The following is a 24973-nucleotide window of genomic DNA, read 5'->3' on the forward strand; positions in this document are numbered from 1 at the left end:
GTTCATCTGCCTACTGCGCCAGTTTGTGCAGCAGGGTGCGGCGCTTGCGCATAACCTCCTCGGCCACTTCCATCTGTTGTGCCAATTTGGGGTCATAAGTGGTGAGCCGCACGCCATCGGGGGTTTCCAGCGCGAACAGTTCGTCGCCTTTTTCCAGACGCAGACGGGCCAGCAGTTCGCGGGGCAGGATGACGCCGGCGGAGTTGCCGATGGTGGTGATCTTCAGTTTCATGGGCGGCCTCGGACAGGTTATAACGTATGTTATACGCACCCGCAGATTGGAGGCAATGCGTTTGAACCCCGCGCCGAGCGCACTGGCTACCCCCTCCATAAACCCGAACATCGTGTCGGCCGGAGGTCGGGTGACCGGCAACGACGGTACTAGGCCGCCACCGGGTCCGGCACGAAATCCGCCATCTGGTCGCGCAAGGCTTTCTGGAAGGCAGGGCGTGCCTCGCAGCGTTCGCTATGCGCTTTCAGCGTGGGAAACTGCGCCAGCAAATCGGTATGGCGCAGGTTGCGCAGCACGGTGACCATCAGCAGATCGGCCGCGGTGTAGCGTGTCTCCAGATACTCGCGTTCGCCCAGCCAGGCGGCGAGCGCGCCAAGCCGTTTCCTGACGGTACCTTCCACTTGCGGGCGGCGTTGCCCGGTCCACGCCTCGTCGCCGTGGAACAGGTCGATGCCCGTCAGTTCCTGCACCGAGGGCTCGATCGAATTGAGCGCGGCGAACAGCCATGTCCGCACCCGAGCGCGGCCGGCGGCGTCGGGCGGCATCAGCACGTCCGACTGCTCGGCGATGTGCAGCACGATGGCACCGGACTCGAACAGCTTGATGCCGTCCTGTTCGTAGGCGGGCACCTGGCCGAACGGTTGCCAGGCGAGGTACTCCGCGCTGTCCTTTTCCTTGTGGTCGATCAACTCGACGCGGTAAGGCAGGCCGGCTTCTTCGAGCGCCCAGCGCACGCGCAGGTCGCGTACCAGGCCTTGCGCGAAAGCGGGCACCCAGCGATAGGCGGTGACGGTAATCGGGAGCGTGTCGGTGGTCATCTCGTTTCCTCTTTGTGCACGTGGTACTCAGCGGGCGAGCAGGGTTTCCAGCAGTTGCAGTGCAGCGGTCCAGCCGTGGCTGTGGCTGAGGGCGGCGTCGTGATCCGGCATGCGTTCATGGGTGAGCACGATCTCGGTGCTGGAGAGGGCTGGATGGAAGTCCACCGTCACCAACGTTTCGGCGTGGTGCGTGGCGTCGGAAATCCAGGTAAAGACCAGCTTGCGGTTGCGTTCGATCACGCGGTATTCGCCGTGGTGGCGCTTTGGCCCGTCGGGGTAGTGCATCAGCACCTCGAAAGCGCCGCCCACGCGCGCGTCCACCGTGGCCGTGCTGAGCGCGTCGGTGCCGGGCCGCATCCATTGCGCCAGGCTTTCGGGGTCGAGCCAGGCATCGAACAATTCGTCGACGGTGGCGGGAATGGTCCGCTTGACCACGACCTTGCCGCCTTCGTTGGCGACGGGGGTTAGTGTTTGTGTCATTGCTTGCTCCCGTGTTTGTCCGTGTGGCGTTTCTTGACGACGAAGTCTTCCAGTGCAGCCAGTCGGTCGGTCCAGAACTGGCGATAGAACTCAAGCCAGCCGGCGGCTTCCGCCATCGGCCCGGCGTTGAGCGACAACACGTGTTCGCGACCTTGCACGGTGCGCGTGACCAGCCCGGCGCGTTCGAGCACGCGTATGTGTTTGGAGGTGGAGTTCAGCGAAATCGTGAATGCGCTGGCCAACTCGGTCACGCGCGCGTCCGATTGCGCCAGCCGCGCCAGGATCGCGCGGCGCGTGGCATCGGACATGGCGCCGAACAACGCATCCAGGTGAGTGGCTTGATATTCATCCATAAGGGTGAATATATGTGTGTGCCGAGTTCAGGTCAAGCTGCCAGGAGGAAAATTCCTGGTCGGCGGATTTCGTTGCCGACGGGCGGCGCTACTTCTCAATCCGGTAATTGAAGCTGGCGCGGCTGAAGTCGGTGGCGTTCTGCGCCTCGAAACTCCAGCGGTGGCTGAGCCGGTAGCGCAGGGTGATCACCGTGCCCGGCTCGAACAGGCCGACGCCGTAGCTCAGGTACAGCCGTGGCGACAGGTACTTGCCCACGGTGAAGGCCGACTCGCCACCGAGCGCCTCGTTGCTGGACACGCCGATGTCGTCCACGCCGATCTCCGAGCCGATGCGTTTGGCCAGCAGGTTGCCCGCGGCCGAACCCAGCGCCTGGGCGGCGGCGCCCACCATGTCGCCTTCGCCGCCCTTCACGTCGGACAGCGGCTTGCCGGTGATCAGGTACGACAATGCATCGGATTGCTCCATCACCGGGTTGGAGAAAACCGTCAGCACCGGCCGCTGTGCGGTGCCGGCGATATACAGGCCAACCTCCTGGCCCTCGTCGATGGTGGCGTTGGGATTGATCTTGCGCGTGGCGCGGATGTTCAGGCCCGGGTTGTCGATCGGCGTGCTGGCGAACAGCAGCTGGCCGTGCTGGATCTGCAGGTTCTGCCCGTAGGCGCGATAAGTGCCGCTCACCGCGACCTGGCCTTGCCCAGTCGTGGCATGACCGGGTCGCTCGTTGACGGTGAGCAGGCCAGTGACGCGGCCGTCCAGCCCCATTCCGACCACATGCGTGCGCCGACCCAGATCGACCTTGACGTGGGCGGTGATGGGCAACCGGCTGGCCGCTTGTTCTTCGTGCTGCTCGTCCACCACCACGACATCGGGTGATGCTTTGACGCTGCCGTTGCCGGCCAGCCGGTCGGCATTGATGTCGGCGCTGTCGATCCCCACGCTGCCGCCGATATCCAGCCCCTGGGCGTCCTGCTTCACGACCAGATCCGGCGAGAGCACCACCTTGGCCGCGGGAATGTCGGCGGCCGTGACGTCGCTGCCCTTGAGCGTGATGGCGGTAGTCGCGCCGGCACCGATGCCGGCCACGCCATTGATGGCGACGCTGCCTTTGCCGGATTGCACGCTGCCGTCCAGCCGGAACTGCTGCGCATTGATGGTGTTGATGGCGAGATTGCCATGGCTGAGCTTGAGTCCGACGGCAGGCAATTCGGCGGCGAACTCCGCCAGGTCGGCATGGCCGGTAACGGCCGGTTGCTGCAAGGTGCCGGCGAAATTGAAGCTACCGTCGAGCTTGCCCTTGGCGTTGGCCACGTCGGTGCTCAGCAATTCGATGAAGGCCAGGTTGCGCAGCCGCAGGTCGAGCTGGCCGGCCAGGTTCTGTTGAGCGCCGCTCAGCGTGAGATGGCCGTCCAGACGCCCATTGTCGTCAAGGTTGCTGTGCAGCTCGATGCGCTGGCTGCCTGGCGCGAGTGTGGCGGCAAGGTGCAGCTGATCGTAGCGGAGCAGGGGCTCTTCGCTGCGATCGGTATACGTGATGGAGCCGCGGGTCGAGCTGATTCCGGCGGTACCGGTGAGTGCACCGGCGGCGCTACGGCGAACCTTGCCTTCGCCCTCCAACGTGCCGTCGGCACGCAATGGCAGGTCGACGTTGCCGCTGGCGCTCAGCAGCAAGGCCAGCGGCAATGCATGCAGGCGGTAGCTGGCATCCAGGTTGCCGCCCTTGTCGCGGCTGGCCGCCACACACAGGTGCGGATCGCCGGCGGTGAGGCAAAGTTCGGACAGGCTCGCGGCGCCGTTGCGATAGCGCAGCGACGCGGTTTGCTGCAAGCGCCACTCGGGCATACCCTGCGGGGCAAGGTCGAGCGTTTCCAGCGTACCGTCCCAGTTCGCGCCCTTGCTTGAACCATGCAGCGCCAGCCGGCCGGAAAGTTGCGTGCCGCGCGCGTCCAGGGTCAGGCGGTGGTTGGTCTGGCTGCCCTCGGCAAGCAGGTGGATCTGCTGGAACGCCAGCCCCTGCAGCCAGGCGCCGGTGGCCTGCACGTCGAGTTTCCCGGCAGGACGGCTGATGTCGCGCACGCCAAGGATCAGTTGCAGCGCGTCGACTTTTTGCTGCTGCCAGGAAAGTGAGCGGCCATGGAGTTGTCCGTTGATGGCGAGTTCGGGCGGCTTGCCGCGTATCGAGAAATGGCCGTCCAGACGTCCGCTGGCATCAGGCAACCAGTCGGACAGCGAGGCGATCGCCAGTTTCAGTTGCGCGTCGTTGCTGGCGCCGGGTTTGGCATCCAGCCGGATCGTGCTGCCGCCGGAGGCCAGGTCGAGGCTGCCGTCCACAACTTCGTTTGGCGACAGGTGCAGCTTGCCGTGGCCGCTGACCGCGCGTTGGCGCAGCTCGCCACCCAGCTTGCGGATCTCCAGCGTTGCGTCGGGGCCGTTGTCGGGCAGCGAGCCATGGCTGGCAAGGTCGAAATCCAGCGCGCCATTCCAGCCGGCGAACAACTGCCCGGGGTCGAAGCGATCGGCATTGACCTGGGCCTGCCACGCCAGCATCGGTTGCAGGGTCAACGTGCCGCTGGCGCGCACGTTGCCTTGCGCCTGCTGCAGCGCCAGCGTGTGCAGCACCAGTGCCTGCGTGCTGCCATCCAGATCGAGCGACAACGCGGCCAACTTGCCGGGTGGTCCGATCGCGACGTCGCCCTCGGCGTGATACTTCGCCATGCTGCCATGGACGTTGATCGCACCGTGACTGGCCAGCTCCTGCCCGACCAGCTCCTGCGGCAGCAGCAGGTCGCTCCAGCGGACGTCCAGCGCCGCGGTGACCGGTTGCGCAGTCAGGCGTACGGTACCGGTGGCGGCGAGGTTGCCCTTCAGCCGGGGCGAGCTGAGGTTCAATTGCTGCAGCGTCAAGGTGTCAAATGCGGGGTCGAAGCGGGCGCGCAGCGGCTGCAACAGCAACGGGTAATCGTTGAGGTCGAGTCGACCTTCCAGGGTGCCGCCGTAGCGATCGCCCTGGCCTTTCAGCGTGGCGCCCACGGTATCCAGCGAACTGTCGCCCAACAGTACCTGGGGGTCGAAACGCGGCACATCGAGCGCGGCGGTCCAGGGGTAATCAGCGCTCTGGGTCAGCTCCAGTCGCAGATGCAACGCGCTGGGCCGGGTGAGCGTCAGATCGATGTGGGCGAGCTTGCCATCGCTCCGCGCGTTCAGTTGCCCGGCAAGATCGGTGTCACCCAGCTTCCAGCGAAAGCTGGCCTTGCTGTCGCCGGCGTAGCCGGTGCCGATGGCCAGCGTGCCGCCGAGCTGCACGTGGCCGTCCGGCGCCTGCAGCGCCAGCTGTTTCAGTACCAGCCCGCTGTCGGTCCAGCTGCCGGACAGATCGAGCTGATTGGAGATGAACACCACCGCGCCGCCCTGGCGGATCGCCATCGAACCCACGCGTACGCGGTCGAGCACCAGCTGCACCGGCGGTTTCAGCGAGAACGGCGTGGCCTCCTGCGACGATGGCGCGCTTTGCGGCAACGCCACCTCGACGCCGTCCGCGTCGAGATCGAGCACGTGCACACGGCGGGCCAGCAGCGGCCAGAGGCGAACGTGCAGGTGTGCCTTTTCCACCTTCACCACGGTGCCGTTGCCGTCGTCGTACCGCAGGCCGGCGACATCGATCGGCCCGGCCAGATGGCCGCGGGCTTGCTGCACGGTCAGCGCGCCCTGGGTAAAGCCTTCGGCCCGGTCCAGCGCAAAGCGCAACCCGGCATCGCTGCCAAGCAGCCACCACAGCGCCGCCGCCGCAACCAGCAGCAGGGTGGCGAGGGTGAGGGCGATGCGTTTGAACCACTTCATGCGCGAGGAGGCCGGGAATGGGGAGTAGTGAATAGGGAATGGGAAAAGACAGCACGCGTCGCGTGCTCTCTATCCTTCTGGTCGATCGTCATGTTCACGGATGGGCTTCTCCGATTCTTCATTCTCGATTCCCGGCCTCTCACAGGTCCGGGCCGATCACCAGGTGCAATTCGATACCGTGGGCATTCGCGTCGTGGATCGGCGTGCCGACGTCGACGCGGATCATGCCCACCGGGCTCAGCCAACGGACGCCCAGGCCTGCGCCGATGCGCGGTCGGTAGTCGGTGCCGGTGAACGCATTGCCCGCGTCGACGAAGGCGGCCATGCCCCATCGACGGGTGAAGTAGTGCTCCATCTCCGTGCTGGCGACCAGCAGGTTGCGCCCGCCAACCACGCGGCCGGCGCCGTTGCGCGGGCCGATCGACTGGAAGCCGTAGCCACGCACGGAGCGGTCGCCACCGGCAAAGAAGCGCAGCTGCGGCGGCAGCGCGGAGAAGTCGCTGGTTCGGGTGATGCCGGCGCTGCCGCGCAGGATCAGCCGGTTGCGGCTGCGTTCGCCGAAGGCGCGAATCCATTTGGCGTCGGCGGTGAACTGGCTGAAGCTGGCATTGGAAAGCAGCGTGCCCGCAGTGCTGCGCGCGGCCAGGTTGACCGCCCAGCCATGCCGCACGAAAGTGGCGTTGTCGGCCTTCTTGCGTGACAGCGACGCCTCGCCGAACACCAGCGTGCTGCGGCCGTGGTCGATGCCGGGGGTGTTGTCCGGCTCGTTGCCGCGCTTGCCCACGGTGAACGTGCCCGACAGCGCATGTACGCCGAGGGTGCGCACCCAGCCGTGCCATTGCCGCGTCTCGTTGCCCACCAGCTCCAGCGTGCGCGATTGCGAGGTGGTGGTGTCGGCATCGCGGAAATTGGCGCCGAAGTTGTAGCTGCGCTGGTTGGGGCCGGTCAGGGGGATGGAATACAGGGTGGACAGCGTTTTCAGCCGTTGCGCCACCACCAGTTCGTTCTTCCACTTGTGACCGCGCCGGTTGACCCAGCGACGCTCCATGCCGCCGCGCATGCCGAAGCCCGTGTCGGTGCCGATGAACGGGCCGCCGGTGTAGATCGTGCGCTTGGCCGGCACAAGCTGCACGGTGACATCGACCACGCCGGCGTGGGCTTCGTCCACATCGGGCAGCACGTTGACCACCGAGAAATAATCGGCACCGTTCAACGCCTGTTGCAGTGCCAGCAATTCGTTCTGTTCGAAATAGTCGCCGGATTTGAACGGCACGTAGCGGTCCAGAAAGCCTTCGTTGAACTGCGAGCCCTCGAAGCGCACCTTGCCGTAGCGGTAGCGCGGGCCCGCCTGCCAGGCCAGCTTGATCACCGCGCTGCGATCGGCACGGCGCACCTCCACGCGATGGGTGAGCAGGCGTGCGTCGAGGAAACCCTGGGCAGTCAATTCCGCCGAGAGGTCATCGCGCGCGGCGTCGTACACGCCGTGGTTCAGCACCTGGCCCTGCAATCGTTCGATCACGCGCCGCGCGCGGCGGATCGAACCGATGCGCGAAGCGGTTTCATCCAGTTGCAGTTCCACCGCCGTGACTTTCACCGGCTCGCCCGGCTTCACGTGCAGCGTCACCAGCCAGTCGTTGCCGCGCGGCAGGAGATCGCTGGTGACGGTGGCATCGTAATAGCCGTAAGGCTCCAGCGCGGTGCGCACCTGCTCCGGCGCGCGTTCCACCAGTCGCCGCACCTGCGCATCGCTGACGTCGCGCGCGGCGTACTGCGAAAGATCCACCGCCGCCATCACCGCGTTGCGCAGGGGATCGTTCACGCCATCGACGACCAACTGCACGTTTGCCTGTGCCAGCAGCGGCACCAGCCACAGCGGCAGCAGGAGACTCAGGCGTCGGAACATTCGGCGCATCCGCGATGGCAACCTTCAGGAACGTGAGGGCAGCTTACCGAAGCGCGCGTGGGCGTCGTATGAACCTGGCGCCCATCCGGATACTGGCGATGCCGGATCAACCGGCCTTGTCGCCGGCCTTGTGCGCGATCCACGCGCCAATCACCGCCGAGAAGTACGGGATCGACTGCGCGCTGAGGATGAAGATCCACAACGTGCCCTCGATGTAGCGCGTGCCGAAGCCCGTGGCCATGCCGATCACGCACAGCACCAGCGCGATCGCCATCAGCAGTTCCTCGCGTACCGGTGCGAACGCGGCGAAGCCCGATTCACCCAGCCGGCGGCTCTTGGCGGTCACCACGAACGATGTTTTCTCGCGCGTCAGTCCGTGCAGGATGCCGCGGGCGATTGCATGCGAGAGCCCCATGCTGGCCAGCGACGCCATCAAGGTGTCGTACCAGCCGCACGGCACGCGGGCGCGGTACAGCACGATGCCGAAGATCGCCTTGGCGAAGAAGAAACCGATCACCGGGATCAGGAACAGCTGCATCGGCAGGCTGAACAACTGCGGGAACGCCACCATGCCGGCGGTCCAGAAAATCGCCATCAGGGTGAAGATCAGGTGCAGCGCATCGGCAAACCAGCTGAACCAGCCGGTGAGGAAGTGGAAGCGCTGGCCGGCCGTGAGCGGGCCGCGTTGGGTCATCCAGTTCCAGCGACCCTTGAGGATCTGCATGGCGCCGAACGCCCAGCGATAGCGCTGGCTCTTGTACGCCTTGAAGTCGGCCGGGGTCAGGCCCTTGCCCATCAATTCGTCGACGTAAACCAGCTCGTAGCCGGCGTGCATCAGGCGCAGGCCCAGCTCGGCGTCTTCGCAGATGGTCCACTCCGACCAGCCGCCAGTGCCTTCCAGCGCGTTGCGCCGGACCATCGTCATGGTGCCGTGCTGGATGATCGCGTTGCGCTCGTTGCGATGATGCATGCCGATGCGGAAGAAGCCGTCGTATTCCCACGCGGTCATGCGGCGGAAGGTGTTGTTCTCGAACTCGCGGTGCGCCTGCGGGCACTGCACCACCGCCACCTTCGGATCATGGAAATACCCGGTGAGCGTGGCCAGCCAGTCCGGGCGCACTTCGTAGTCGGCGTCGATCACCGCCACCACGTCGGCGGCCGGGTCGGTTTCCTTCAGGCCGAAGTTCAGCGCGCCGGCCTTGTAACCGGGCCACGGCTCCAGGTGGAAGAAGCGGAAGCGCTTGCCCAGCTTCTCGCAGTACGCCTGCACCGGTTTCCACACATCCGGGTTCTTGGTGTTGTTGTCGATCACCAGCACTTCGAAGTTGGCGTAATCCAGCGCGGCCAGCGAATCGAGGGTGACGATCACCATCTCCGGCGGCTCGTTGTAGCAGGCCAGGTGGATCGACACGAACGGCTGCTTTTCCGGCGGGTCGGGCCGAAGCATGCCGGCATGGCGCATCCACTTCCGTCGCCACAGCACCTCGGTGAACTCGAAGCCGTTGATCAGCAGGATCGCCAGGATCGCGATCTGCGCCGGGAACAACAGCACCAGCATGGTCCAGTCGACCCAACTGAGGTAGAAGTTGAATGGCAGCGTGGCCGACCAGGTGATCAAGCCGCAGGCGAGCTGGATCAGCATGCAGAAGAACAGCCGCCCCATCAGCTTGAAGCGGCTGAAGCGGCGCGCGAACAGGATCATCGGCAGCAGCGCCAGCAGGCTGGCGGCCAGCGCCTTCCACGGCCAGGCGGTGTCCTCGGTGACCGGGCCGGTGAACGGGAATTTCAGCTGCCGGTCGGCATTGAACATGCCCCAGTACGCGCCGGTGCGGCCTTCGCCCAGGCCTTCTTTCCACGGCTGGTCGAACGCTTCCATCACGTAGTAGTCGATGTGCTGCTCGCGCGCCGCGTTGAACCACTGGCGCAGGAAGATCGCCTCGTTCGACACCGACGGCGTGGCGTACTGGAAACGGTCGCCGTTGGACGGCCAGCCGATTTCGCCCACCACCACCGGCTTGTTCGGGTACAGCTGGCGCAGATGGTTGTAGCGCGACAGCGCGTCGGCCAGCGCATCCTTGCGGTCGATGCCGTTCCAGTAGGGGAACAGGTGCACGGTGATGAAGTCGACGTGCTGCACCAGTTCGGGATATTCCTCCCAGATGTGCCAAGGCTCGGCGGTCGACACCGGCTGATGCAGCGCGGCGCGCACGCGATCGAGATAGGTCATCAGCTGCTCGGGGCTGATGTCGTTGCGCAGCAGCACCTCGTTGCCCACGATCACCCGGTTGACCGTGCCCGGGTAGTGCCGGGCCTGGGCGATCAGGGTTTCGATTTCCTTCTCGTTGTTGTCCAGCCGCCGGTCGATCCAGGCGCCGGCCATCACCTTCAGCCCCTCGCGCTCGGCCAGCCGCGGCACCTGCGGGTTCTGCAGCATCGAGTAGGTGCGTACGCGCGAGGTGTACTTGCTGACCAGCTTGAGGTCGCTGTCGATCTCCTCATCGCTGGGGAAATCGCTCTTCAGCGGGCTCTGGTAGCGCTGGAAGGCCGACAGCGCGAAGCCGCCGATCTTGCCGTGCCAATCCTCCGGCCCGTGCGGCAGGTTGCCCCACCACCACAGCCCGATATTCATTGACGCCACGATCAGCGCCAGCACCACGGCGGAGAGCAACGGAAACCGGCTGTGCTGCTTTGCTGCGTTGGCGCTCAAAGAAAAACCCCGGGGAAAGCCTGCGCAACAGGCGATAAAGCCCACGGAGCTTAACCAATGGATGGCATCGGGCTCAATAAAGATCGTCGATGGTGGTCAGCGGCAGGTCAGGCGATGGCGCTTTTCCCGCCGGTCGAGATCCTCGCTGCGGCACTTTCGGCAGTGACCATGACGGCAAGGCTACTGTTGCGGAATCGCCACGTGGACGCGCAAGCCGCTTCCGTAGGGCGAATCGAGCAGTTCGATGGTGGCGCCGTGCAACTGGGCGGCGCGCTGCACGATCGACAGGCCCAGTCCGAAGCCGTCGCCGTGGCTGCCGGCTTCGCGATGGAAGCGGGCGAACACGCTGGCGCGGCGTTCGGCCGGGATGCCGGGGCCATCGTCGATGACGTCGATCAGCGCCATGCCCTGGCCCTGCTCGATCGCAAGTTGCACCTGGCCGCCGTGCGGAACGTGGCGCAGCGCGTTCTCGACCAGGTTGCGCAACAGCGCAGCGAGTGCGGCTTCGTAGCCTTGCACGGGCACGTGCGGTGTCAGCCGCGCAAAGCTCAGATCCACCCCGCTGTCGGCGATCGCGGCCGACAGCTCCTCGATCACGTCCATCGCCACGGCGACCAGGTCGATGTTGTTGCGTTGGCCCGACGCCGCGCCGGCTTCCAGCCGGGCCAGCGCCAGCAGTTGTTCGATTCGCCGCGCCAGCCGCGCGAGACCGTGCTGGGCGCTGCCCAGGCCGGTTTTGAGTTCCGCCGGATCGGTGGCGATCATGGCGCTTTCGAGGTTGATCATGGCGCTGGCCAGCGGCGTGCGCAGTTCGTGCGCCACGTCGGCGCTGAAACGGCGTTCGCGTTCCAGCGCATCCTCCAGCCGCGCCAGTTGTCCGTTCAGCGCGGTGAGTACGGGCTGCAATTCCTGCGGCGCAGCGGGCAGGCGGACCGGTGCATGGCTGCCCGGTTCCCGGGTCGAGAGTTCACGGGTCAGGGTTTCCAGTGGGCGCAGCCCGCGTTTTACCGCCCAACCCACCAACCAGGCCAGCAAGGGCAGGCCGATCAGCAGCGGCAGGCTGTGCTCCAGCCATACCGCGTGCATGATGTCGTTGCGGCTGTCGTAGCGCTCACCGGTGCGGATCACCACGTTGTCGACGTCGTCGCGCAGGGTGAATATGCGCCATCGATAGCTGCCCTGGCGCACGTCACGGAAATCGGCGTCGGTATCGTTCGGTGGTGGCAGGGTCGCGATGTTGGTGGTGGCCAGCACGGTGCGGCCGGCATGATCGAATACCTGGAAGCCCACTTCGGATTCGTAGGTTCGGTGCTGCCGGGGCTGTTGGGCCTGGCTGACCTCGATCGGCACCAGCATGCCGGCGGCATCGCGGCCCTGCAGCGCGGACAGGCCGGCGTGTTCGATCAGCACCTGCAGGGTACGTGCCGATTGCGCCAGCCGGCCGTCGGAAAGCTCGTCCACCTCGGTGATCGTGCGCTGGAAGCTGAATACGCCCAGCGGCAACAGCACCGCCAGCAACACGAGGATGATCAACAGCCGCAGTCGGCCGTGCAGGCTCGCCGGTTTTCGCGGGCTGGTCGATGTCATTTGGGTTCGCGCGGAATCATGTAACCGAAGCCGCGTACGGTCTGGATGGTGTCGAAGCTGAGCTTGCGACGCAGCGTGTGCACCAGGACTTCCAGCGCGCTGCTGCCGACGATGTTGTCCAGCCCGTACAGCGAATTCTCCAGGCTCTCGCGGCGCACCAGCCGTCCGGCACGCTCCATCAGGATCTGCAGCAGGGCGAATTCGCGTTTGGTCAGTTCCACCCTTTCGCCACGAAAGCTCACCTCGGACGTGCCGAGGTCGAGGCTCAGCGCGCCGGCCTCGATGCGGTTCGCCGCCAGCCCTTGCGCGCGCCGGGTCAACGAGCGGATGCGTGCCGCCAACTCGTCCAGGTGGAACGGTTTGACCAGATAATCGTCGGCACCGGCATCGAGGCCGGCAACCCGGTCATCCAGCCTGTCGCGCGCCGTCATCACCATCACCGGCGTGGTGACGTGGCTGCGGCGCGCTTCGGTCAGTACCTCCATGCCGTCCTTGCCGGGCAGGCCAAGGTCCAGCAATACCAGGTCGGCGGTCTGGTCGCGCAGCGCGCTCAGCGCCTCGCGGCCGTCACGCAGCCAGGTGACGGTATAGGCCAGACGTTCCAGTGCCCGCGCAATGGCGGTGCCGAGCTGGGTATCGTCTTCCACCAGAATGATGTGCACGGTGTTCCCTTCGAGGTCAGGTCCGCGAACCGATCCGCGGCAAGCATGACATGTCGCCGGATTATCCCGGGGTTCGCTTACGAAGGGCTTAAAAGTGCGCGGAGCGAGCCTGCGCCTGGGGTTTGTTCAATGTTGCCTGACGCGTTGTCGGGTTGGCCGTGCGTTCGCCCGCGTCCAGGTGTCGCCATTGATGGAGCGGCGCGGCTGTGCCGCACTGGTCTATATCACGTCGATGAAGCTGTTGATCGACAGTCGTCCCAATACCGGATCGGGCGGTGGAATGTCGTGATTCTCGATGCATGCCGAGTGCAGCGAATTGCGCCGGTAGACCAGCATGCGGTTGAACACGGCATCCGCCTTGGCGGTCTGCTCGAACAGCGCCGTGTCGCCATTGATATAGCCGGGAGCAGGGGCGTCAGCCCCCTGACTTTCCGCTTCAAGTTGACGGAAATAGCCTTCCTTGCGCCCATCGTCGATGGACTCGAAACCGGTCTGGCGGTGGCGGTAGAACGCGGTGCCGCCCCAATGGCCGTGAAACAGGTAATGCACGGTTGCCAATCCGTCGCTGCCGGTCGAATCGATATGCGGTACCCGTTGCAGGAACTTCAGTTCCTGCGGAGGCGTGGCCACCAGCGAGTAATGGCACATCGAGAATTTGAAGCGCCCGGGCTGCATCCCGAAATGCTCGGGCAACAGCGGATTGAGCACCGACTCGAGAAAAGGCGAATACATGGCCGGAGCCCGCGTACGCGGGCCCGGAAAGTAGTTGCTCCGGAGATCGAAGGGACGCCGCGCGGCCTTGCGAACCAGACGTTCGGGGTCAGCGACAAGATGGTCGATGACCAGCAGGACCGCACCTTCGTTGCCGAAGGTGCGTTTCTCGATGCGCATGTTGGCATGGCGTTCGATCAGCATGATGAAGGTCCCGGAGTTTGTGAAAAAAGCCACTTTCCGTGGCTTTTTTCCATGGCGCGTCGGTGCGTGCCCGAACGCGTTCACGCGATTTCGTTACTTGCGCGATCCATCCGCGCTCGGGCATCAGGCAACTGCATCCATGCGTTGCCTCAACTCGGGCATCCATACCCTCGCCATGCCCTTGCGTCGCCGTGGCCGCGGGTTGAGCGGTTGAAAAAGCCGGCCTCTCAGCCCAACCGGTGCATGTCCCAGATACCATCCGGCGACTTGCAGTAGCGATCGATGAACTCCTGCTGCAAGGGCAGCAGCGGCAGCGTGCGATCGATCGGCCCGCGGATACTGTCGAGCAGGCGGCGCAGGTCGGCGTCGGATATCTCCCGCGTTACCGGGTGATGCTGGTTCGGCATGATTTCCTGGCCCAGCAAGACGTGCATCCACGAGGTGGTTGCGAACAGTTCTCCCTGATCCTTCCAGACATGCGCGCGGTCACGCCAGGCATCGATGCGGATCTGGAGGGAATCCGGCAAGGTCATCTCGCGGCAGTCCTTCCACATCTTTTCTTCGCGCTGGTTGGCGTGATAGTGCAGGGTGATGAAGTCGCGCACATGTTCCAGTTCGCCACGGCAAACGTCGTTGTAGCGCTTGACCAGCGAATCCGGGATGCCTTCGGACGGGAACAGCTCAACCAGCAGCATCACCGCGCTCATCGCCAGGTGGATGCTGGTCGATTCCAGCGGCTCGATGAAGCCGCTGGCCAGGCCCAACGCCACCACGTTCTTGTTCCAGGCCTTGAGCCGGCGGCCGGTGCGGAACTTCACTTGCCACGGATCCCTGACCGGCTCGGCACCGACATCGTGCAGCAACTTGGCGCGCGCCTCGTCGTCGGACATGTAACGGCTGTCGTATACCAGCCCGCAACCAACGCGATGCTGCACCGGGATGTGCCAGCGCCAGCCCGCTTCATGGGCGATGGCGCGTGTATACGGCACCGGCGACGGATCGACCGACTGGGTCTGCACCGCAATCGCGCGGTCGCAGGGCAGCCAGTGGTTCCAGTCCTCGTAACCGGTTTTCAGCGTCTGTTCGATCAACAGGCCGCGGAAGCCGGTGCAATCGATGAACAGGTCACCTTCAATCACCTGGCCATCGTCCAGCACCAGCGCCTCGACGTAGCCGCTATCGGGATTCTGGCGCACTTCCTTGATCATGCCCTCGATCCGGTTGATCCCGTAACGCTCGAATTTCTTGCGCAGGAAATCGACGTAGAGCGCAGCATCCATGTGGTACGCGTAGTTGATTTCCGGGTTTTCGGTCAGCGCGAACTTGTCCTCCAGCGCAGCCATCGCTTCCAGGCTGAAATTGCCCAGATCCGACTTCATGCCACGGCGCACGCTCTCCAGCCAGTACTGCTGGAACCCGGCGACCAGTGTTCCCTTGCCCGTGTTGCCGAAGGGATGGATGTAGCGATGGCCTGGCCGGACGAAGTTTTCGAACGAGATGGCCAGCTTGAACGTGCCGGCTACCGCGCGCAGGAATTCCTGCTCGTCGATGTTCATGAACCGGTGGAAGTTGCGAACCGGTGGCACGGTGGCTTCGCCCACACCGACGGTGGCGATCTTGGACGATTCCACCAGCGTCAGCTCGATCTGGTCCTTCAGCTGATACGCCAGCGCGCTTGCCGCGATCCATCCCGCCGTGCCGCCACCGGCAATAACCACCTTGCGAATTCTGTTGTTGCCCACGTCTACCCCTCCCCATTTGGTCGTACCGCATTTTCCCCCGCTTTTGCAGGGATCCGTATTACTTGGGACGTTTTGCCGCGCCCGCTCTAGGGCGGTTTGAAGCGTCCGTCAACATCGATGGCGTTCATCGGTTGAGCCGGTCGATCAGCATGGCGCGCAGCCGCCGGATACTGGTTTCGTCGAGCGGCCCTAGCGCGCCGCGTGCGCCTTCGGGCAGGTGCTCGCCGGCACGCTCGGACGGTCCGAAAACGTAATAATCGAAGACCTCGCGCCAGGCGCGTTTCTCCTCCTCGGGACGGTCGCGGATGGCCCACAGCGCGTGGTAGAGCGCGTGCATGGGTGTCGGCACATAGTGGGGCACGCTGCTCCACCAGTAGTTCACCAGCACGTTGAATGGCTCGAGCCCTTCAACATGGTGCCACCACATGTTCGGAATGAATATGGCGTCACCCGGCTCCAGCTCGACGCGTTGCGCCGAGGCAAGGGCTTCACGAAAACGCGGATACTTCCCGAAATCGGGCGCGGCAAAATCGACGACGCTGACCGCCTGGCCCCCCGGGGTCGGTTCCAGCGGCCCGGGATACAGGTTCTTGATCTGCTCCGGCGGGAACAGCGTGAATCGACGGCGCCCTACGGCGTTGCAGGCGATATTGTTCATCGCGTCGTAGTGTGCCGAGGCGATGGTGCGGTTGCCGATCCAGATGCGCGGCGGAGCATCGATTCCGTTGGCCGCGAAATTCAGATCGTCGGTATCGCGCAGGCCCGGCAGCAAGGCGTCGACCGGCGCCGAGGCCATGTACCAGGTAGGCGGCTGCGGGTCATCGAGATGTGCGCCGATCTCGTCAATGAGTTCGGTAAGCGTACCGCGCATCACCTGGCAGTTGATGGCGGTGAAGTCGTCGTTGTAGAACACGCGCCCGGCGATATCGGGCGCGCCGTAGGAGTATTGGATTGGCCGCTGATTGTAAAAACGGGCCAGGCAGGCCATGACGTCGCTCGTCGAGCGCTGTCCCGCCTGCGTCAGCTGCCAAGCACGCACCAGTCCGCGCAGTACAACGGGTTGTCCTGCTTCGAGCAATTCGTCGACGGGAAGCGCGTCGGCGCGAACATCCGATCGCTCGCGGACGCTGGCAACTGGTTCCCTCATGGCAATCAACCCGCGTTGGCGGCGACTGTCTCCTGGCTCAGGCGGCGCTGCTTTTCAGCCATCAGCCGGCGCATGTTGTGCATCGAGGCCAACACCAGGTAGGCACCCTCGAGATAACCCGAGCGATGCAGCGAATGCAGCGATTCCGCGTCCAGGGCGGCCAGTCGTTCGCGGTCGATGCCGAGCAGGCCGGTGACGTTGGCGCCGTGCTCGTTGTCGAACTTGATATCAAGCGTGAGGGGCTGGATCAGATCGAGGGAATCGAAGGCCGCGTACATGGCCTTGCCGCCTTCCACGCCGTCTCGAATGCCGCGCAGCATGCTGGTGACGTGTTCGAGGTACGGGCTGTTGCCACCCTGGGGAAGAAACACCGCTTCGCCTTCTTCGAAGTTGACGCGCGGGTGGTCCAGATCAACGCTGATCACAGCTTCGCGGCGCAATTCGCCGTCGATGTTCTGCTCCTGAAAACCAATCAGGAAAGGACCCCGTGCAATGTGAGCGGGCAAATAGGTCGCTTTCCACTGTTCACCGTCGAGAAAAAGATTCTCGTTGACGCCGAAACCAAGAAGCACCACCGACTGGTATTCACCATCCTCGTTCTTGCGGAAGAAGATCGGATATTCGCGCACCAGCTCGGCATATTCAGTGGGGTAGGCCGGCACCATGCCGATGTCATCCCCGTAGGACGCCCCAAAGCGGGTGGCAACGCGCAAACCCTTGTGCGCCACATTGTTGAGCATTTCGTAACGTGCCATTCGGCTCCCCCAAGGAATTGCTTTTGCACACTTATTTTGAATCGTTGTCAGCATTTGATCTTACCGCAGGCGGCACAAAAAAAGGGGCCACTGCAAGCAGTGGCCCCCGTTTTTTACCCTACTGACGCAATTAGAACTTGTAGCGGACACCAAGCCCGTAACGCGGATCCTGGTCGACCACTCGCACGAACTGCTTGCCTGTACGTCCATACCAGCGCACGTCTTCGCCGGTCAGGTTGATGCCTTCGAACTGGAACGACAGGTGATCGTTCAAGTCGTAGTTCACGCTCAGGTCGGTCTGGTGGTACTGAGCGACGTAGGTCGGGTTGGTGGCAGAGGCTGCCGTCAGGAACGAGGCACGCCAGTTGTAGGCCAGGCGTACGGAGAAGTTGTACTTCTCGTACATCAGCACGGCGTTGGCGCTGTCACTGAGGCCGAGCAGCGCGAACTGATCGACGCTCGGGTTGCCACCATTTTTGTAGTGAACGTCGCCGTCAACCTTGGTGTAGTTCGCCAGGATGCCGAAGCCGGTATCGCCGAGGAAGTACTGACCACCAAGCTCCCAACCGTGCAGCATGGCGCTGTGCACGTTGGCCTGCTTGGAGATTTTGTACATGTACAGCGGGTCGTCCGGGTTGGCGGTGACGTCGTGGCTGGATTCCAGATCCAGGTTCTGGGCGTCGGTGCCGTTGAAATCGGCCAGACCGCCGTTCCACTTATTGGTCGACCCCTGAAGGTCGATCAACGAGATCGCGTCGAACAGGGTCGTGTCGTTGATTGCGCATGGCGCCCCTACCTGAGCTGCACACTGTGCGCTTCCCAGGAAAGCCTGGGCCTGCAGAGCACGCGGGCCCGAGGTCGGGTCACGCTGGTCGTACAGGCTTCCGTCCGACACCGTGGTGCCGATGAAGTTGCTGACGCGCTTGTCCCAGAACGTTACCGACACGTAGCTCGACTTGGCGAAGTACCAGCCCAGGCCGAGGTCCAGGTTGTCTGATTCGAGCGGCTTCAGGCCCGGGTTGTTGCTGGCACCGGTAGCCTGCGACGAGGGGTTGACCAGGATGGAGCCGCTCGGGTTGCCTACGGTGGAGCCCGCGTACAGGTTGCTGTACGGCGAACGTGCAAGGGTCTTGCTGTACGAAGCGCGGCCCTGCAGCGCGTCGGTGAAGTCGATGCTGAAGTCGACGTTAGGCAGCAGGTTGCTGTAGCTGCCGCTTCCGGTGATGGGCTGCACAGTTGCGCCGGACGGGTTCTGGAAGTCGTTGTTGGACAACCAGAGAATGCCGCTCGGCAACGCGAGCTGCGTTTTGGAGCTCACGTCGGTCTGCTCGTAGCGCATGCCGAAACGCGTGGTGGTCGGCAGGTCGCCCAACTGGCCTTCCAGCACGAGCTGTGCGTACGCAGCCTTCGTGTTCTCGACCACGGTGTTGTCGGCTGCCAGGGTCTCCCTGACCATGTAGTTGGTGCCCGGGTACTGGCTGACCGCAAACTTGGCCAGGTCGTCGGCGTTGCCGATCCAGGTGCTCTGCGCGATACCGTTGGTGTTGAAGTCATTGAACAGGCCGGCCGTGTTGACCTGGTGAACGAGACTATCTGCCAGGTCCGGATATGCGCCAGCGTCATTCACGCTCCAGTCGCCCATCGCTTGATAGTTCTGGGCCGCCTGGGTGCGATGCAGCTTGGTCTTCATGATGTCGGCACCGAACTGGAACCGACCGTTGTCGAACTCCAGCTCACCGCCGAACTTCGCTTCCTTGACTTCGGTCTTCTGCGATTGCGCGTCGATGCGCACGGGCTGGATGCCGAGATTGTTGACGCCGAACGGCTGGTTGACCAGGCCAGGACCGGTGGAGTCCGTGGTCGGGTACCAGGTGCGGGTGGCAATGGGCAGGCTGTTGTTGAAATGGTATTCCTGCGCCCACGAGCCGCCGCACTGCGGGCCGGTCGCGCAATTGTTGGTGCCCGCGAGGCCTACAGCCGTGGCGCCGCCACCGGTAAGCCCGTCATTGGGTACGCTCTGGCTCTTCGCATCGTGCAGATCAAGCGTCAGCTTGAGGCTGTCGGTGGCCTGCCACTCGGTATTGAAGCCGATATCGTCCAGCTTGTACCTCTGGGCGTTGTGCTGCTGCTCCATGCCGAAGTCTTTGGTCTGCACGACATCGCGAATGTACGTCGGCGTAGCCACAGCGCCGCTGGTGTCGAACGTCACGTCGCTGAAGTGCTGCTGCTGCAGCCACATCGACTGCTCACCGCGGTTGGAGGTGAGATCGTACCGGGAATACAGGTAGTCCAACGTCATGGTCAGGCCGTCGACCGGAGCAAGCTGCAGCACGGCATGAGCGTTCGTGCGCTTGCTCTCGAAGTCGTTGACCGCGTAACGAACGTCGTTCGGCATGCCGTAGAGCTGGCCGATAGCCGGTGCGTTGGTGACGTTGGTGACGGCACCCTTGGTGGGGTCGAAATTGAAGCCGTTGGCGAAACCAGTCCACGGCTGGATGGCCCAGTTGTTCTCGGTCGCTTCCACCGCGCCGCCGTGACGCTTGGCGAAGCTGGCGTCGAGGCCGATGCCCCAGGTCTTGTCCGGGTTCGCGTAGCTGAAGTTGCCCGAGAATTCCGGCGTGATGCTGGTATCGAACGGCTGCGACTTGTCGAGCGTGGCCTTCGAACCGACCGAACCGATGAGCTTGCCGCCTTCATGGTTGAACGGGCGATCGGTCCGGATGTCGATGGTGGCACCAATACCGCCGCTGGCGACGTCGGCACGACCGGTCTTGTAGACCTCCAGCGAGCTGACACCGTTGGGCGACAGCTGGGCGAAGTTGAACGAACGCGTACCGCCGTTGACGCCGCCGATCGGAACCTGGCCGGCGGCACCGAAGGCGTCCGCGCCAGGAACGGTGCGGCCGTCGATGGTGATGAGGTTGAAGTCCGGGCCGAAGCCACGCACGGTGACCTGCGAGCCTTCGCCGTTGCGGCGGTCGATCGACACGCCGGTGATGCGCTGCAGCGATTCGGCCAGGTTGGTGTCCGGCATCTTGCCGATGTCTTCGGCGCTGACCGCATCGACACCGCCGATGGCGTAACGCTTGATGTTCATCGACTGTTCGAGACTGTTACGCACGCCGCTGACCGTCACGGTCTGCAGCGTGGTCGGATCGTTGTGCGTACCCGCCGTCTGCGCTGCCGGTGCGGCCGGCTGCGTGTCCTGCGCGTAGAGCGGGTTGATGATGACGGCACCACCGACGATGGTGAACATCACCTTCGACCTGAGGTGCTTAAACTTGTTGTGGTTCATTCGTGTGCACTCCCCTTCCAATTAATTGAACTCAATAGCAAACAATGGTGCGTGCGAAGTTTCTTATCCACGTTGTGGGTCCACCCACTTCATGGCCTTCAACCAAGTTCGCGCCACCGAATTCCGGTCCGGCATTCAGGTGACTGCTGGTTGACCAATAGACGTTTCCATCCCCGAAACGCCTGCGGACGCTGGTCCGCCTTTTCTGCCTCCCTCGGACTCCCCGAACAACCTCAGTCGGACGCCTGTGGGCACCCTTTGTCCCGTTGACTCGCCCACCGAACGCATATGTGCGTTGGACGGATGGCGAGTGCAGCTGATGTTAGCGTTAACATCTTTATCACAGCCCACATGCCCTGTCCAGCGCTGTCACGTCAGTGATCAGGACACGCGAAACGCCAGCGCCGATGTTGTCGGAACTGGCGGCAATCGTTGCCTCTCGTGCAACGGGATGTGCGGAATAGCGATGACCCATTTTCCGGTGAGTTCCCCGCGAAAGCGCTTCTGTAGCAACGGTGTACATGAGTGTGACAGCGCTGTCAATTTTTCGTAATATGGCCTTCGGGAATCCGCATGGCAGCGTCAAACAGGGGAAGATGCCGGGCTGATATATGCATATGCCAAATGGTTATGCCGGCAGCCTCGGTTGAACCCAGGGGAAGGGGCATTTCATTGATGGATACCAGGGGAGGTTGCCGATGAGGGCGCGCATCGAGGACGTGGCGCGGGAAGCCGGGGTATCCCCGAAGACGGTTTCGCGCGTGCTCAACAATGAGCCGAACGTCCGGAATGAAATGCGCGAGCGCATTCTTGCGGCCGTGGAGATGCTTGGCTATCGCCCCAATCCGTCCGCGCGCAGTCTCGCCAGCAACCGGGCGTTCCTGGTTGCCTTGTTGTACGACAACCCGTCACCCCATTACGTCATGGAAGTTCAGCAGGGGGCGCTGGAGGCTTGTGACGCGCATCAGTACAGCATGATGGTTCGGCCGCTCGTATCGGGCGCACCCGATTTCGTCGAGCGGGTGGACGTGTTGATATCGCAGTTCAGGCCGGACGGCCTGCTGTTGACGCCACCTATCTGCGACCATCCGGCGTTGCTGGATATGCTTCGCACCCGCAATGTCCCCTGGGCGAGCATCTCGCCCAAAAACTACACCGAAGGTGTGGGTGCCACGCTGGACGAGCGTTCGGCGTCCTGCGAAATGGTGCTGCATCTCGCGTCGCTGGGGCACCGGCGGATTGCCCACATCACCGGGCACCCGACGCATGGTGGCAACGTGTGGCGCTTGCGCGGTTATCGTGACGGCCTTGAGCAGGCGCACCTTGCCTACGATCCGGAACTGGTTGTCGAAGGCCGGTTCTCTTTCGATTCGGGCGTGGCGGGAGCGCGTCGCCTGTTTGCGCTGGAACACCGGCCCACGGCGATTTTCGGCGCCAATGACGACACGGCCGCGGGCATCCTCTGGGCGGCGGCCGAACGGGGGCTCAAGGTGCCGAAGGACCTTTCCGTTTGCGGCTTCGATGACATCCCGCTTGCGCGCCAGGTGTGGCCCGCGCTGACCACGGTGCGTCAACCCAGTCAGGACATGGGGCGGATCGCTGCGATGCAATTGCTGCGCACCATCAGGAGTGGGAAGCCGGGCCAGATGGTGTCGGTGCCGTATACGTTGCGCCTGCGACAGTCCACGGGGGCGGCGCCCAGACGCGTGCGCCCCTGACGCGAGGGAGGATTCGCCCGGGCGTTTTTTTTGGAACGCGTTGCGCCGCCGCGGTTGATTGACAGCGCTGTCACATTCGGCAAATACTCGAACGGATACGAGGTCGTGTGGCAATCACGCCATGGCGCACAGCTGGGGAGAGTCACCATGCAGCTTGTCTTTCGTGATCGACGGGTGTCGATCAAACGGGCTTTCACGACGGCAGGAGCGCTGGTCTGCGCTTTCACCGTGGCCAGCGCCTGCAGCGCGGACGTCAAGCCCACACCGACCGATGGGGTGCACTCGGCCGTAGTGCACCCGGACGCATGGCCCAAGGTGAAGTGGCCGTTCGCGCACGATGCGGCGCTGGAACAGCGCGTGAAAAGCCTGCTGGCCAAAATGTCGGACGAAGACAAGGTAGGCCAGATCATCCAGGCCGACATCGCCAGCGTTACCCCGGACGAGGTGCGCAAGTACCGGCTGGGCTCGATCCTGGCGGGTGGCAACTCCAAGCCCGGCGGCAAGCTGTCCGGCGGCCAGGCCTGGCTGGAATTGTCTGACGCGTTCTATCACGCGTCCGTCGACACTTCCGACGGCGGCCTGGGGATTCCCGTGCTGTTCGGCGTGGACGCCGTGCATGGTCACAACGATGTGGTCGGCGCCACGATCTTCCCGCAGAACTCCGCGCTGGGCGCCATGCGCGATCCCGCGCTGGTCGCAGAAATCGCCGCCGCCACCGCCGAGGAGGCGCGTGCGACGGGCATCAACTGGACGTTCGCGCCCACGCTCACCGTGCCGCAGGATGATCGTTGGGGCCGTGCGTTCGAGGGTTATTCGGAAGATCCGGCCGTGGTGGCGAGCTATGCCGCCGCCGTGGTCGAGGGCTTGCAGGGCAAGCCGGGCAGTGCCGACTTCCTCGACAATGCGCATGTCATTGCGTCGGCCAAGCATTTCGTGGGCGACGGCAGCACCAAGGACGGCAAGGACCAGGGCGACGCCGAAGTCAGCGAGGAGAATCTGCGCGACGTGGCCTCCGCCGGCTACCCGCCGGCCATCGCCGCCGGCGTGCAGACCGTCATGGCGTCGTTCTCCAGCTGGAACGGCGAGAAGATGTCCGGCCACAAGGGCCTGCTGACCGATGTGCTGAAGGGACGCATGGATTTTCAGGGCTTCGTCGTTGGCGACTGGAACGGTCACGGCCAGGTGCCCGGCTGCACCAACGAGGATTGCCCGCAGGCGATCAATGCCGGCATGGACATGTTCATGGCGCCGGACAGCTGGCGCGGGCTGTACAAGAACACGCTGGCGGAAGTGAAGTCCGGGGTGATTCCGATGTCGCGCCTGGATGACGCGGTATCCCGCATCCTGCGCGTAAAGATGCGCCTGGGCCTGTTCGACAAGGGTTCGCCGTCCTCGCAGGTTTCGGACAACCCGTCCTATGCCCTGGGCAGCCCGGAGCATCGTGCCATCGCACGGCGTGCGGTTCGTGAAACGCTGGTGTTGCTGAAAAACCACAACGGCATCCTGCCGCTGAACCCGAAGCAGCGGATCCTGGTGGCCGGCGACGGCGCGGACAACATTCCCAAGCAGTCCGGTGGCTGGACCTTGACCTGGCAGGGCACCGGCACCACCAACGCCGATTTCCCGAATGGCCAATCCATCTGGGGTGGCATCCACGAGCAGGTTGTGGCCGCCGGTGGTACGGCGCAGTTGTCGGTGGACGGCAAGTACACCCAGAAGCCCGACGTTGCCATCGTGGTCTACGGCGAGAATCCGTACGCCGAATTCCAGGGTGACATCCCCAACCTGTTGTTCTCGCCTGGCGACAGCAGCAACCTGGACATGATCAAGCGCCTGCGCGCGCAGGGGATTCCGGTGGTATCGGTGTTCCTGTCCGGGCGGCCGTTGTGGGTGAACCCCGAAATCAACGCGTCCAACGCGTTCGTGGCGGCATGGTTGCCCGGTTCCGAGGGCGGCGGCGTGGCCGACGTGATCCTGCGCACCGCCGCGGGCGCGATCAACCACGATTTCCACGGCAAGCTGGCGTATTCGTGGCCGCGTACGGCCGTGCAGACGCCGCTCAACGTGGGCCAGAAAAACTACAACCCGCAGTTCGCGTTCGGTTATGGCCTGACCTACAAGGACAAGGACACGCTCGGCACGTTGTCGGAAGTTTCCGGCGTCAAGAACAGTGCTGTTGCACCGGGTCTTTACCTGCAGCGGGGCAAGCCTGTCACCGGGCTGACGCTGCAATTGACGGGGGCCGATGGCGCCACCCTCGACGAGGTTGTCGCACCGGCACGTTCGCGCGACGGCAGCATTCGCCTCACGGCCATCGACTACCAGGCGCAGGAAGACGCCCGCCGTGTCGAGTGGTCCGGCGCTGGCGCCGCTTCGGTGGCACTGCATGCGGCATCGAAGCTGGATCAGGATCGCCAGACCAATGGCGACGTTTTGCTGGTGACCACCATGAAGGTGGATGCGCTGGCTCCGGGCAAGGTCAGCCTTGCCGTCGCTTGCGGTGCCAAGTGTGGCGCCAGCGTACCGCTGGATGCCACGCTGGCGACCTTGCCCAAGGGCGAATGGCTGCGCGTTGGCGTCCCGCTGAAGTGCTTCCGTGAGGCCGGGGCGGACATGACGAAGATTGACGTACCGTTTCGCCTGCAAAGCGCGGCCAAGGCGACGCTGTCGATTGCCCGGGTGGCATTGGGTACGGACGTGGACAAGCTGGTAGCTTGCCCCACCCATTGAAATATCCGGTCGCGCGTGCGGGGCGCGCGACTTTTTCCGCTCGACCGCAGCGGCAGGTCTGTCTGCCGCCTGCATAACAACAATCCATAGAAGT

The 24973-nt window shown here is 64.1% G+C and carries 16 protein-coding genes; 2 read left to right on the top strand and 14 right to left on the bottom strand.

Going from position 1 to position 24973, the window contains the following annotated elements; genetic code table 11:
* Positions 1-10: 10 nt before the first annotated feature.
* The 14 genes from ACFPK0_RS03340 to ACFPK0_RS03405 form a co-directional block, all read right to left on the bottom strand.
* The gene (locus ACFPK0_RS03340) at positions 11-232 is read right to left on the bottom strand and encodes an AbrB/MazE/SpoVT family DNA-binding domain-containing protein (protein ID WP_056605936.1); all 222 of its coding nucleotides are present in this window, start codon (positions 230-232) and stop codon (positions 11-13) included.
* A 149-nt stretch (positions 233-381) separates the two neighbouring features.
* A complete protein-coding gene (locus tag ACFPK0_RS03345; RefSeq protein WP_377338348.1) occupies positions 382-1050 on the bottom strand; it encodes a glutathione S-transferase family protein in 669 nt (222 codons plus the stop codon).
* A 27-nt stretch (positions 1051-1077) separates the two neighbouring features.
* Positions 1078-1530, bottom strand: coding sequence for an SRPBCC family protein (locus tag ACFPK0_RS03350; protein WP_056081961.1), 453 nt, complete (start codon positions 1528-1530; stop codon positions 1078-1080).
* Positions 1527-1883, bottom strand: coding sequence for an ArsR/SmtB family transcription factor (locus ACFPK0_RS03355; protein ID WP_056081958.1), 357 nt, complete (start codon positions 1881-1883; stop codon positions 1527-1529). Before ACFPK0_RS03355 ends, ACFPK0_RS03350 begins: the two co-directional genes overlap by 4 nt.
* Positions 1884-1971: 88 nt before the next feature.
* Positions 1972-5718, bottom strand: a complete 3747-nt coding sequence (locus ACFPK0_RS03360) for a translocation/assembly module TamB domain-containing protein (RefSeq protein WP_056081955.1) — start codon at positions 5716-5718, stop codon at positions 1972-1974.
* Between the two features lie 139 nt (positions 5719-5857).
* The gene (locus ACFPK0_RS03365; protein WP_377338351.1) at positions 5858-7630 is read right to left on the bottom strand and encodes an autotransporter assembly complex protein TamA; all 1773 of its coding nucleotides are present in this window, start codon (positions 7628-7630) and stop codon (positions 5858-5860) included.
* Positions 7631-7727: 97 nt separating this feature from the next.
* Positions 7728-10328, bottom strand: a complete 2601-nt coding sequence (locus ACFPK0_RS03370) for a glycosyltransferase family 2 protein (RefSeq protein WP_056081947.1) — start codon at positions 10326-10328, stop codon at positions 7728-7730.
* A gap of 180 nt (positions 10329-10508) precedes the next feature.
* The gene (locus ACFPK0_RS03375; protein ID WP_377338353.1) at positions 10509-11915 is read right to left on the bottom strand and encodes a sensor histidine kinase; all 1407 of its coding nucleotides are present in this window, start codon (positions 11913-11915) and stop codon (positions 10509-10511) included.
* Positions 11912-12577, bottom strand: a complete 666-nt coding sequence (locus ACFPK0_RS03380; protein WP_056081941.1) for a response regulator — start codon at positions 12575-12577, stop codon at positions 11912-11914. The genes ACFPK0_RS03375 and ACFPK0_RS03380 overlap by 4 nt, the downstream gene beginning before the upstream one ends.
* Before the next feature lie 219 nt (positions 12578-12796).
* On the bottom strand, positions 12797-13492 hold the full coding sequence (locus tag ACFPK0_RS03385; RefSeq protein WP_377338355.1) for a DUF6445 family protein: 696 nt from the start codon (positions 13490-13492) through the stop codon (positions 12797-12799).
* Between the two features lie 227 nt (positions 13493-13719).
* Positions 13720-15234 carry a tryptophan halogenase family protein gene (locus ACFPK0_RS03390; RefSeq protein WP_056081935.1) on the bottom strand — a complete coding sequence of 505 codons (1515 nt, stop codon included), beginning with the start codon at positions 15232-15234 and terminating at the stop codon, positions 13720-13722.
* 124 nt (positions 15235-15358) lie between these two features.
* A complete protein-coding gene (locus ACFPK0_RS03395) occupies positions 15359-16381 on the bottom strand; it encodes a cupin-like domain-containing protein (RefSeq protein WP_056081933.1) in 1023 nt (340 codons plus the stop codon).
* 5 nt (positions 16382-16386) lie between these two features.
* Positions 16387-17136, bottom strand: a complete 750-nt coding sequence (locus ACFPK0_RS03400) for a SapC family protein (protein WP_056605918.1) — start codon at positions 17134-17136, stop codon at positions 16387-16389.
* Positions 17137-17266: 130 nt separating this feature from the next.
* Complete coding sequence (locus ACFPK0_RS03405) at positions 17267-20392, bottom strand: TonB-dependent receptor (RefSeq protein WP_235578700.1); 3126 nt, start codon at positions 20390-20392, stop codon at positions 17267-17269.
* A gap of 737 nt (positions 20393-21129) precedes the next feature.
* Between ACFPK0_RS03405 and ACFPK0_RS03410 the strand changes: the two genes are divergently transcribed.
* On the top strand, positions 21130-22149 hold the full coding sequence (locus ACFPK0_RS03410) for a LacI family DNA-binding transcriptional regulator (RefSeq protein ID WP_377338359.1): 1020 nt from the start codon (positions 21130-21132) through the stop codon (positions 22147-22149).
* Positions 22150-22296: 147 nt separating this feature from the next.
* Positions 22297-24879 (top strand): glycoside hydrolase family 3 protein, encoded by a 2583-nt coding sequence (locus ACFPK0_RS03415; RefSeq protein WP_377338361.1) that lies wholly within the window; start codon positions 22297-22299, stop codon positions 24877-24879.
* The last annotated feature ends 94 nt before the right edge of the window (positions 24880-24973 follow it).

Origin of the sequence: Rhodanobacter ginsenosidimutans, assembly GCF_042655685.1 — a bacterium.
Classification (GTDB): Bacteria; Pseudomonadota; Gammaproteobacteria; order Xanthomonadales; family Rhodanobacteraceae; genus Rhodanobacter; species Rhodanobacter ginsenosidimutans.